The 11973-nt window shown below is 62.0% G+C and carries 8 protein-coding genes and 1 pseudogene; 4 read left to right on the top strand and 5 right to left on the bottom strand.

The annotated features are described in order from the left end of the window. Positions 1-3 precede the first annotated feature (3 nt). The 5 genes and pseudogenes from IPK17_RS15015 to IPK17_RS14995 form a co-directional block, all read right to left on the bottom strand. Positions 4-1723: pseudogene (locus IPK17_RS15015) on the bottom strand (dihydroxy-acid dehydratase). A 9-nt stretch (positions 1724-1732) separates the two neighbouring features. Further along, positions 1733-3163: an NAD-dependent succinate-semialdehyde dehydrogenase gene (locus tag IPK17_RS15010; RefSeq protein WP_343418506.1), complete on the bottom strand. Its 1431-nt coding sequence runs from the start codon at positions 3161-3163 to the stop codon at positions 1733-1735. After that, positions 3163-4968: a thiamine pyrophosphate-binding protein gene (locus IPK17_RS15005; protein ID WP_343418505.1), complete on the bottom strand. Its 1806-nt coding sequence runs from the start codon at positions 4966-4968 to the stop codon at positions 3163-3165. Before IPK17_RS15005 ends, IPK17_RS15010 begins: the two co-directional genes overlap by 1 nt. After that, the gene (locus IPK17_RS15000; protein WP_343418504.1) at positions 4965-6038 is read right to left on the bottom strand and encodes a Gfo/Idh/MocA family protein; all 1074 of its coding nucleotides are present in this window, start codon (positions 6036-6038) and stop codon (positions 4965-4967) included. Before IPK17_RS15000 ends, IPK17_RS15005 begins: the two co-directional genes overlap by 4 nt. Before the next feature lie 233 nt (positions 6039-6271). Further along, the gene (locus IPK17_RS14995; RefSeq protein ID WP_343418503.1) at positions 6272-7015 is read right to left on the bottom strand and encodes an IclR family transcriptional regulator; all 744 of its coding nucleotides are present in this window, start codon (positions 7013-7015) and stop codon (positions 6272-6274) included. 244 nt (positions 7016-7259) lie between these two features. Between IPK17_RS14995 and IPK17_RS14990 the strand changes: the two genes are divergently transcribed. From IPK17_RS14990 to IPK17_RS14975, 4 genes are all read left to right on the top strand, one after another. Further along, the gene (locus IPK17_RS14990) at positions 7260-8531 is read left to right on the top strand and encodes an ABC transporter substrate-binding protein (RefSeq protein ID WP_343418502.1); all 1272 of its coding nucleotides are present in this window, start codon (positions 7260-7262) and stop codon (positions 8529-8531) included. A gap of 75 nt (positions 8532-8606) precedes the next feature. Further along, positions 8607-9485 carry a carbohydrate ABC transporter permease gene (locus IPK17_RS14985; protein ID WP_343418501.1) on the top strand — a complete coding sequence of 293 codons (879 nt, stop codon included), beginning with the start codon at positions 8607-8609 and terminating at the stop codon, positions 9483-9485. Then, complete coding sequence (locus IPK17_RS14980) at positions 9482-10363, top strand: carbohydrate ABC transporter permease (RefSeq protein WP_343418500.1); 882 nt, start codon at positions 9482-9484, stop codon at positions 10361-10363. The genes IPK17_RS14985 and IPK17_RS14980 overlap by 4 nt, the downstream gene beginning before the upstream one ends. 344 nt (positions 10364-10707) lie before the next feature. Then, the gene (locus IPK17_RS14975) at positions 10708-11973 is read left to right on the top strand and encodes a radical SAM protein (RefSeq protein ID WP_343418499.1); all 1266 of its coding nucleotides are present in this window, start codon (positions 10708-10710) and stop codon (positions 11971-11973) included.

Here is an 11973-nt window from a genome sequence, read left to right as displayed (position 1 = left end):
GCTCTACGAACGGTTGTCGCCCGGCTGCAAGGCTTCGTGGCGCAAAAAGTCGAAGTCCGCGCCGAGATGCGCCTGCTGAATGTGCGACCGGTACAGCCATTCGTAGCCGCGACCGCTGGACGGCGTCACAGACGGTTGTTCGGCGCGGCGGCGCTCCAGTTCGCGCTCATCGACCAGCAGCGACAGGCGGCGCTGATCGACGCTGAGTTCAATGCGGTCGCCGCTGCGCACCAAGCCCAACGGTCCACCGACCGCCGCTTCGGGCGAGACGTGCAGCACGACGGTGCCGAAGGCCGTCCCGCTCATACGCGCGTCGGAGATACGCACCATGTCTTTGACCCCGGTCAGCTTACGCGGAATGGGGATGTAACCCGCTTCCGGCATACCCGGCCCGCCAACGGGTCCCGCGTTTTGCAGCACGAGAAAATCGTCCGGGCGCACGTCGAGATCGGGATCGTCAATGCGCTGGCTCATATCCGCCAGCGACGAAAAGACCACCGCGCGTCCGGTCGTGTTGAAGAGTGACGGAGTTGCCGCCGAGCGTTTGAGGATCGCCCCATCCGGCGCGAGGTTGCCGCGCAGCACGACGAGCGCGCCGTTGATCCAGCAGCGGTTTGGCCGCCGGGTGGATCACCGACTGCCACGCCGGGTAGGTGTACGGTACAGCGGCCAACTGCTCCCCGAGCGTTTGCCCGGTGACCGTCAGCGCGTCGAGGTGCAGCAGGTGCTTGATTTCCTGCAGCACGACGGGCAGTCCGCCCGCCCGGTAAAAGTCTTCCATGTAGTAGTCGCCCGTCGGCTTGAGGTCGACCAGCACGGGCGTGCTCTCGCTGAGATCGTCGAGCGTTTGCAGATCAAGCCGGATGCCGAGGCGCCCCGCAATCGCCGTCAGATGGATGATGGCATTGGTCGAACCGCCGATGGCCAGCAGCACGCGCAGCGCATTCTCGAACGAGGCGGGCGTGAGGATTTTCGCCGGAGTGAGTTTGGTCGCCGCCAGTTGCAGCGCCAGCTTGCCGCTGGCTTCGCCGTGGCGCAGACGTTCGGCGTGGACGGCGGGCACCGCCGCGCCGCCGGGCAGCATCATGCCGAGCGCTTCGAGCACACAGGCCATGGTGCTGGCCGTGCCCATCACGCCGCAGGTGCCCGCCGTGGGCGCAAGCTGACTTTCGGCCTCGTCGATCTGCTCCCGGTCGACTTCGCCGCGGCGGTAGCGCCCCCAGTAGCGGCGGCAGTCGGTACACGCGCCCAAGCGTTCGCCGTGATAGCTCCCCGTGAGCATGGGTCCGGCCGCGACGGTGATCGCCGGGATGTTGGCGCTGCACGCGCCCATCAGCAGGGCGGGCAGCGTCTTGTCGCAGCCGCCGAGCAGCACGACGGCGTCGAGTGGCTGCGCTTTGAGCATGACCTCGACGTCCATCGACATGAGATTGCGCATCATCATAGCGCTCGGCGACAGAAACACTTCGCCAAGCGAAATCACCGGGAATTCGAGCGGCAGGCCGCCCGCCTGCCACACGCCCCGCTTGACCGCTTCGGCCAGTTCGCGGAAGCCCCGGTGACAGTTGTTCAGTTCGCTGTAGGTGTTGACGATGCCGATGATCGGCTTGCCCAACGCGTCGGCGCTGAAGCCCATCGACTGCGCGAATGAGCGCCGCAAAAACAGCGCGAATTCGCGGTCGCCGTATTCAGTTAAGCGGTTGGCCAAGCCGTGATCCGTCATCGGTGCTCCCTACAGCGCCATGGAGACAAAGCGCGCTTCCATGTATTCGTGCAAGCCTTCTTCCGCGCCTTCGCGCCCCCAACCGCTCTGCTTCATGCCGCCGAAGGGGCCTTCGGCGGTGGCGGGCACGAGATCATTCACGCCGACGATGCCGAACTTCAAGCCTTCGTAGCATTGGACGGCCGTTGCGAGATCACGCGTGATGGCATAGGCGGCGAGGCCGTAAGGCGTGGCATTGGCCAGCTTCAGCGCTTCCTCAACCGTGTTGAACGGCGATACGGGCATCACGGGGCCGAAGATTTCCTCGTGGCACACGCGCATCTCTGGCGCGACGTTAGTGATCAGCGTGGGCTGATAAAAGTAGCCGTGGTCGAGCGTTTCCGGGCGGGTCCCGCCAGTGACGATCATGCCGCCGCGCGCCACTGCATCCGCGACCAGCCCTTCGACGCGGCCGCGCGCCGCCGTCGTGATCAGCGGGCCAGTCGTCACATTGGCTTGCAGCCCATCGCCGACGACCAAGCCTTTGATCTCCTGCTGCACAGCATCGACGAAGTCCTCGAAGACGGCTTGCTGCGCGTAGAAACGCGTCGGCGAAATGCACACTTGCCCGTTGTTGCGGAACTTGGCCTGCACCGCCTGCTTCGCCGCTGACGCGACATCCGCATCGTCGAAGATGAGTACGGGCGCGCTGCCGCCCAGTTCGAGCGCCAGCCGCTTGAGGCCGTCCGCCGCGCCGCGCATGAGGATGCGCCCGACGCGCTGCGACCCGGTGAAGCTGATCTTGTCCACGCGCGGATCGGTCAGGAAGACGTTGGCAATCGCTTCCGGTTCGCCGTTGACGAGATTGAGCACGCCGGGGGGAAGTCCCGCCTCTTCGAGAAGATTGACGGCGGCCATGGCGCACATCGGCGTGAGTTCGCTCGGGCGGGCGACGACCGTACAGCCCGCCGCCAGCGCCGCCGACCATTTGCGCACGGCCAGATACGCCGGGAAGTTCCACGCGGTGATGGTCGCGACCACGCCGACGGGCACAGGCATCGACATCAGGCGTTTAGGGGCGCGCCGCGCCGGGATGGTGCGCCCATAGGCGCGTTTGCCCTCTTCCGAGAACCAGTCGAACAGGTCGGCGCAGGCCGTCCATTCGCCGCGTGCTTCCGCCAGCGGTTTGCCGCATTCGCGCGTCATGATCGGCGCGAGCACGTCAAGGCGTTCGCGGATCAGGTCAGCCGCCCGGCGGAGGATCGCCCCGCGTTCGTAAGCGGTCATGGCTGCCCATAGGGGCTGCGCGTTCGCCGCCGCTTCGACCGCGAGCTGTGCATCCGGCGCACTGCCGAAGGGCACGCGGGCGATGAGTTCCTCAGTCGCCGGGTTGATCACATCCCACGTGTGGCCGCTCAGCGCGTCGCGCCATTGACCCTGAATATAATTCTGGTAGCGCATTACAGCCGCTCCTCCGATTTTTCGCGTTCATACTGCGCGCGTCGTTCGGGATAATACCCCGGCACGGGGACATCCCACCAGCCGGGCGCTTGCCCACCGGACGTGCCGCGCTGGGTATCGACCATGATTTCGACGACGGCGGGCGCGCCGGAAGCGAGTGCCGCGCGCAGCGCCGGGCCGATTTCGTCGGGGTGGGTGACGCGGGCGGCATGGGCGCCGAAGGCGCGGGCGGCATCCGCCAAGTGCGGCGTGATCGCTTCCTGCTCCTGTTCGAACATCGAACCGTAGCTCGCGCCGTCACCGTACGCGATCTCCTGCAAGTCGCGGATCGCCTGCCAGCCCTGATTGTTGACCACGACCGCCACCGCCGGGATGCCGTACTGCACGGCGGTCGCGATCTCCTGAAAGGTCATGAGGAAGTCGCCATCGCCGACCATCGCCACGACCGGACGATCCGGTGCGGCGAGTTTCGCGCCCATGGCGGCGGGGTAGGCCCAGCCCATCGTGCTGAAGCCGCCCGTCGAGATATAGGTGCGCGGCTGGGTGAAGGCCATTTCCTGATACAACTGTGCCTGTACATTGCCCGATGAGGACAGCACGAGCGCATTGGCGGGCAGCACCTTGCGCACTTCGGCAATGGCGCGCCCCATCGTCACCGGGCTTTGCTGCGATTCGCTGAGCGGGCGCAGACTGGCCAGCCATGCGGCGACCCGTTCGCGAATCTCGTTGGTATAGGCGGACTGCTGCCAACTGCGCGCTGGGGTGCGGGTGCGCACGCGTTCGACCAGCGCGGCGAGCACGGCCTGCGCGTCGCCGACGATGCCGACTTCGACCGGATAATTCTTGCCAATCTCGTAGGGATCGATGTCGACGTGTATCAGCTTGCTCGGCGGAATGCTGAACGATTCGCCGGGTTTATACGAGCAGGTGGCTTTGTCGGCGAAGCGCATGCCGACCGCCAGCAGCACATCGGCGTTGGCAGTCATGGCGTTGCCGCAGGTGGTGGCATTCGTACCCATGTGCCACGCATACAGCGGGTGATCTTCGGGGAAAGCGCTCTTGCCCTGCATGCTGGTGACGACCGCCGCGCCGAGATGTTCGGCCAGCCGCAGCACTTCGGCTTCCGCGCCGGAGAGGATCACCCCGCCGCCCACGACGATCACCGGGCGCTGCGCCCCGATCAGCAGATCGGCGGCGGCGTCAATCGCGGCGGCGTCCCCGTTGATGCGGTTGTGCGGGCGGCGGCGCGGGGAGTCGGCGACGGCTGGATCGACATCGACGGTCTGCGCCTGCACGTCCATCGGCAGGGTGAGCACGACCGGGCCGGGGCGGCCCGTCAACATGGTGTTGAAAGCCTGCCCCATGGCGCGCGGAATCTGCGCCGCGTCGTCAATGCGCCACATGCGCTTGACCACGGGATCGAACATGGCGGGCAGATCCGACCAGCGCTGGCGTTCGATCTCCTGCAAGACGCCCGTCCCGCGCATGTGGACGTGCGTTTCGCCGACCAATTGCAGTAGCGGCACGGAATCGACGTAGGCGGTCGCCAAGCCGATCACGGTGTTGGTCGCGCCGGGGCCAATTGACGTGAACACGGCCAGCGGTGACCCTTTCGCGCGGAAGTAGCCATCGGCCATGTGGACGGCGGCTTGCTCGTGGCGCGGCATGATCAGGCGCAGGCGGTCACGGGAGCGGCGGAAGGCATCGACCAGCGCCAGATTGCCGTGCCCGCTGATGCCGATCACATACGGCACGTTTTCCTGTGCCAGCATATCGACGATGATTTCAGACCCGGTGAGTTTCATGTGAACGCCTCCAGTTTGACGCTCTGGCCGAGGCGCGCGGACGCCTGCGCGGCGAGCGTGAAGCGCAGCACATCGCGCCCCTGTTCGCCCGTGAGGACGGGCGGCGCGCCGGTATGGTAAGCGTTGATGAAGTGGCGGGTGGAATTGATGAAGCTGTGCTCCCAACCGACGGGCATGTCGGAGTAGGTGAAGGTCTGGCGGTCACGGTACATGATGACGGGCGGCACATCCATCATTTTGCCATGCCCGCGCGTCACCCAGATCACGCCGCGCGTCCCGGTGATTTCGATGCGGTCATCCTGCGCATAGTGCGCGGTGTCCAGCACCATTTCCGGCGAGTACACCACTTCGAGCGAGCCGTAGCGGTTGTTCGGGAATTTCCACGAGACGAGCGCGGGCGAATCGAGGATGTAACCCGGTTCGCGCTCAGTCGCGCCGATCCACGCATGGACTTCTTCGGCTAAGCCCATGAAATGCCACGCCAGCGCGAACTTGTGATGCCCATCGTCAAAGACCAGCGGCCCACCGCCGCACGTCTCCGACTTGAAGCGCCATTCTTCGGCGGCGCGTGGGATGTTCCACATGTTGGGGCTGGTGCCGGAATTGCTCTTGATGCGAATGGTCAGCGGTTCGCCGATTTCCCCAGCATCGATCAACGCTTTGGCGCGCTGCACGGGGGGATAGAAGATGAAGTTTTCGAATACCTTGAAGATCACGCCCGCCTGTTTGGCCGCGGCGATCATCTGGTCGGCTTCGGCCAGCGTGAGCGCCATCGGCTTTTGCAGCGAAATGTGCTTCTTGGCCGCCGCCGCGTCGAGCGCCGCCTGATAGTGCAAATGATGCGGGAGCAGAATTTCGACGAGGTCGACGTCCGGCAGGGCGAGGAGATCGTGATAGTCGGTGAAAATGTGGTCGTCCGCTACGCCCCACTGCCGCCCGCGGCTTTCCGCATTCTCGCGGACAACATCAGCGACGGCGACAATTTGGGCGCGCGGATTGGCGCGGTACTCGATGGCGTGCAGATCGGAAATGCGACCTGTCCCAATGATGCCAACACGTAAAAGGTCCATCTATTCAAGCCTCGTTGTGTAATAAACAACTTTGTTGCGATATATACCACAAAAAAACCGGAGGAGCAACACCCCTACGAATTCAATCTATGTGAGTTAAGGGTGACACAGCGCTGACCCCACCCCCGGCCCCTCCCCGAATTCAGGGAGGGGAAACAGCTATTCCCCTCTCCCCGCTTACGTGGGTGAGGGGGACGCGCGAATGAGACTTTATCCCTAAGTGATGTTTATCTTTAGCCGCGGCGGAATGACAGGCGGTTGGAGAGCGCCCGTGCGACTTCGCACACCAGCGCGGCGGTTTCCGGCATGCGTTCAAGGTTCATGCGCCCGGCGGGGCCGGAAATGCCGATCGCGCCGACCACTTTGTTATCGTAGTTGTAGACGGGCGCGGCGACGCAGCGCACATCATAGTTGTATTCTTCGTCGTCGATGGCGTAACCCTGCTGGCGCGTCTGTTCCAGATGCAGCCGCAGCACATCGGCATTGGTGATGGTGCGCGTCGTGAACGGGTTAAGCTGCTCAGGCAGGTCAAGGTGGCTGAAGCTGATCAGCGCCTTGCCAAGCGCCGTGCAGTGCAGCGGGGCGAGCGTGCCCGTGCGCGTATTGACGCGTAACGTCGCCGAGGATTCGACCTGATCCAGATACAGCACCTGATTCTGCGCCAGCACGCCGAGATGGGCGCATTCCCCGGTGCGGTCAACCAACTGCTGCAAGAATGGGCGCGCTTGTTCGCGCAGCGGCATGCGATTCAGCAGCGCTTGCCCGAGCACGACCACCTGCGGGCCAAGGCGATAGCGGCGCGTGCTGGCATCCTGTTCCGCATAGCCGTAATAGGCGAGGGTTTGCATCACCCGGGAGATGCTGCTCTTATCCATCCCCAGGTATTCGGCGATTTCCGTGATCCCGACCGTGTCATCCGCAGCGGCCAGCAGATCGAGAATCTTCAGTCCGCGCGCCAACGATTGAATTTCCGACAAAGCCTTACCCTATAAGCGATTTCGCCACTAACCAGTGGAAAGTGTTGTACATCATACAACTCCTAGGGGGGTGTGTCAAACAGGGTGCGAACTAATTGACAAAGATGAAACGCAGTTGTATATTGAGCAACAAACCCCAAAAGTAAACTGAATCCCGGCTGTGGTGACGAGGAGGTGCGCTGCCCCAGAGCTGCAAATAGTGTTCGTCGCATTTGACATGGTTATGAAATTGCAGGAGCTTACGATGAAAATTCGCTTGTTCGCATTACTGATTATGCTCGTCCTCGCCTGGAGCGTGTTCCCGGTTGTCGCGCAGGACGCCCCGGAAGAAACTTTTGTCACGGTCATGCACTACTTCACGGGTGAGCTGGGGCGCGAAGGTCTGAATCAGATCTTCTCCAACTTCCAGACGGAAAGTGGCATCACCGTTTTTGATAATCCCATCGGTCACGAAGACTTCAAGACGACCATCCTCGTCATGGCGGCGGGCGGCGACCTGCCCGATATGTTCTCGTATTGGGCGGGCGCGCGCACCCAGTTCGTCGTGGACAGCGGCCGCCTCGCTCCGATTGGGGAGTGGTGGGATGCCAACAACCTGGACGAGGTTGTGCCTGCTTCCGTCGCGGATGGCGCGACGATGTACAACGGCGAACGGTATTTCGTACCGTTCGGCTATCACTACGCCGGGCTGTTCTACAACCCGCACGTGATGGAAGCCGCGGGCATCACCGAATTCCCGACCGATTGGGAAGGCTTCCTCGCCATGTGCGACACGCTGGTGGCGGCGGGCGTCAAGCCGTTTGCGCTCGGCTCGATGAACCGTTGGCCAGCCCAATTCTGGTTCGACTATCTGCTGCTGCGCACCGCCGGGCCGGAATATCGCGCCCAGTTGATGGCGGGCGAAGCCGCGTACACTGATCCGGAAGTGGCGCGCGCCATGGAATTGTGGAAGAGTCTGGTGGATGCGGGCTACTTCGTCGATGATGCCAACGCCTATGACTGGACGGACGCTGCCGATCAGGTCGCCAATGGCGAAGCCGCCATGACGCTGATGGGCACGTGGATCACCGGTTACTGGAATGGCAACGGCCTCGTTCCCGGCGACGATTACGACTTCTTCCCCTTCCCGGCAGTTGATGAAGGCGTGGCGCAGGCCGTGGTCGGCCCGGTCGATGGCTTCGTGATGTCGGCGGACTCCGATCATCCGAATGCTTCGCAGGCGCTGGCGCTGTATCTGCTGACGAACACCGACGCGCAGGCGACGTGGGCGCTTGGTCAGGGCGCGCTGTCCCCGAATGTCAACGTGGACACCAGCATCTACACCCCGGTCATGCAGCATGCCGCCGAAGTGGTGGCTGCCGCGCCGGTCTTCGCCTTCAACTATGACCTCGCGACGACTCCGCCGATGGCCGAAGGCGGCTTGAACATGTTCGCTCAGTTCATGAACGACCCGAGCGGCTATGTGGCGTATTTGGAACAGACCGAAGCGGTCGCCGTCGACGTCTTCCAGAAATAGAATCGGGAAAATAGCAGTGATCAGGCGGCGCATTCCCCAATGCGCTGCCTGATCCCAAATTAGAGGTTAGTTTTTATGGCTCGGTCGCGCTGGTTCTGGCGGGTCGCTTTTTTGTCGATACCGCTCTTGCTGTACCTCGTCATTGTCGTTGGCCCACTGCTCTACTCCTTCTTTTTCAGCCTGACAGACTGGAACGGCTTCAGTTACGATTTCAACTTTGTTGGCCTCGCCAATTTCGCCAAGATTTTTGAAGATCCCTTGTTTGGCGGCGCGATCAAGAACACGATCATCTGGATGGTCGCCGCGCTCACCATTCCGACGCTCGGCGGATTAGCGCTGGCGCTGGCCTTGCAGACCCAACTGCGCGGCGCGCGGCTGTTCAAATCGCTGTTTTATCTGCCGATCTGTTTGTCGCTGGTGGTGGTCGGGCAAATCTGGATCTGGATCTATCAGCCGCGCTGGGGGCTGCTCAACCTGACGCTCGACAGCGTCGGTCTGTTCGATGTGTCGCAGGCCTGGTTGGCCAGTCCGGAGACGGCGCTCGCCAGCGTGATCGTCGCGTGGGGCTGGCAGCAAACCGGGTTGGCGATGGTGATCTTCCTCGCCGGGCTGACTTCCGTGCCGACGGAACTGCTCGAAGCCGCGCAAATCGACGGCGCGAACTACCGCCAGTCGCTGCTGCGCGTGGTGATTCCGCTCCTGCAGCCCGCGACGGTCGTGGTGATCGCGCTGGCGGTGATCAATTCGCTGAAAAGTTTCGACATCGTCTACATCGTGACCGCCGGTGGGCCATTCCATTCGTCCGACACGCTCGCCATGATGATGTACAACGAGGTCGTTCAAGAAATACTACATGGGCTACGGCAGCGCGATCTCCGTCGTGCTGTTCCTGATCGCCCTTGTGCTGATCGCGTTCTACTTCCGGCAGGTGCGCGCACTGGAGAATCTGTATGACTAGCCTCGCCCGCGCGTCAGCCGCCCCGACCACCCAACCGGATGACAAAATGCGCCGCCGCCTCACGCTGGCGGTGCTCTACCTCAGCCTGACGATCATCGTCATTCTGTACTCGCTGCCGGGGCTGGGCGTGATCATCAGTTCGTTCAAGACGACCGAAGAAATCTCGCGCGGCGGGCTGTGGTCAGTGCCGACGCAGCTCAACTTCGATAATTACGGTGAAGCGTGGAATAACGGCAACGTGCGCACGTATGTCGTCAATTCGTTCGTGGTGACTATCCCGGCGACGTTTGGCTCGATTGTGATCGGCCTGCTGAGCGGCTATGTCTTCAGCAAACTGCCGTTTCGCGGCAGCGAATGGCTGTTCGTGTTTGTGGTCGCGGGCATGTTTTTCCCGCCGCAAATCGTGCTGATTCCCCTGTTTCGCCTGTTCAACTCGATTGGCCTGTACGACACCCTGTGGCCAATGATCATCGTGCACATTGCTTTCGGCCTGCCGATCTGCACGCTGCTGATGCGTAACTTCTTCTCGGCGATCCCCACGGCGCTGCGCGATGCGGCGGTCATCGACGGCGCGAATGAAGGTCAGGTGCTGCTGCGCGTGTTTCTGCCGCTCAGCCTGCCCGCGGTCGCCGTGCTGGCGACGCTGCAATTCACGTGGATCTGGAACGACTTCCTGTGGCCGCTGATCTTCACGCAGTCCGACAATATGCGCACGGTAATGGTCGGCTTGGTCACGCTGAAAGGCCAGTACAGCGTCGCGTGGGGCGTGCAGGGCGCGATGGCCGTCATCGCCAGCATCCCCACGCTCGTGATCTTCATCTTCTTCCAGCGCTACTTCATTCAGGGGATGACACTGGGCGCGGTCAAAGGGTAGTGCGGAAGGCGGCGCCGGGACCGGTGAGCAATAGATCGTCCTGACTCGCGCCTACAAACGCGTCCTAACTCCAAATATCTCCCTGTAGATGATGTTATGTTACAACAGGCCTCTCGCATGAGAAGCCTGTTGCATCCCCACCACTTGTGAAAAAGATTACTAGCTCGCTCAAATTCGCGTTACACTAGGCCGCGGCTGCAAATTAGCAGACTTGGGAAGTTTCCGACGCTAATTGAGTCGTACCGAACCCCCGCGCCATCGAATCGCTGCGCTGCTCACCCAACGGCCGTTCCCTCTCAATTTCTACGCAGAAGCTCCCCGCGCACTCGAAAGGGTAGTTGATCATGCAGTTGTCGAAGCAAGCTCTCTATCGGTTTCCGTGGTCGGGCAATGACAATCCGATCGGCTGGTTGGAAGTCACTGACAAGTGCAACACCTATTGTCGAGGATGCTATCGCATCAACGGTATGCAGGGGCACAAGCCTATCGAGCAGGTGAAGGAGGAAGTTGCGCTGCTCAAAAAATGGCGCAACTGTGACAACATCTCGATTGCCGGGGGCGAACCGCTGATTCACCCGGAAATTCTCGACATCGTCGCCTACATTCGCAGTTTGAAGATGAAGCCGCTGATCCTCACGAACGGGATCAAGCTCGAAGATGACCGACAGTTGATGGTCGATCTGAAGAAAGCGGGCGCGGTTGGCTTCACCTTCCACATCGACAGCGAACAGCAGCGCCCCCACTGGAAGGGCAAGACGGAAACCGAGCTGTTCGAACTGCGCCAGCATTTCGCCGATATGGCGCACTCCATCGGCGGGCTGTTTGCCAGCTTCGGCATGACGGTGTATCCCGGCAATATCGACTTTGTGCCGACGATGGTCACGTGGGCGAATAAGAACATTGATCGCGTGCACGGCTTGGTCTTCATCGGCTTCCGCAACGCTTCAATGGAAGGGACGTACAACTATTTCGTCGGTGGGCAGCAGATCGACCCTAAAACGACCTATGTCGTCGACGGCGATTCGTCGGAATCCTACCTGACCTCCACGGACGTGTATAACAAGATCAAGGAACACTTCCCGCACTACGAAACGTCGGCGTACATGGGCGGCAGCCAGACCGAAGACAAGATCACGTGGCTGGTGTCAGCGCAGTTGGGGACGACCCACAAAATGTACGGCTCAGTGGGCAAGAAAGTCATGGAACTGTTCCAGTCGATTCACCACTTGCAGCACGGCACGTATGTGATCTATTCGCCGAGCAACAAGATCCCGAAAATCGCCTTTCTGATGAGCTTGTTCGACAAGGGCGTGCGCGCGACCTCCGGCGCGTTCTGGCGCGAGGCGCTGCGGCATCCGGCAGAATTCTTCCGGCCGCTGTACGTGCAGAGCATTGGCATCATTCAGGGGCCGGATCTGTTGGCGGACGGGCGCATCGACATGTGCGAAAGCTGCCCGGATATGACGGTGTGGAACGGTCGCCTCGTGCATTCCTGCCGTCTGGACGAGTGGCGGCTGTACGGCAACTACATCAACGCGCAGCCGAAGCCCGCAGTGATCGATACCGCGTCGATCCCGGTGCAGACCGAGACCGAACTCGTAGGCAAGTGA

This window comes from Candidatus Flexifilum breve (assembly GCF_016713355.1).
Note: the sequence above shows the minus strand (reverse complement) of the source record. Positions and strands in the feature narration are given on the sequence as shown.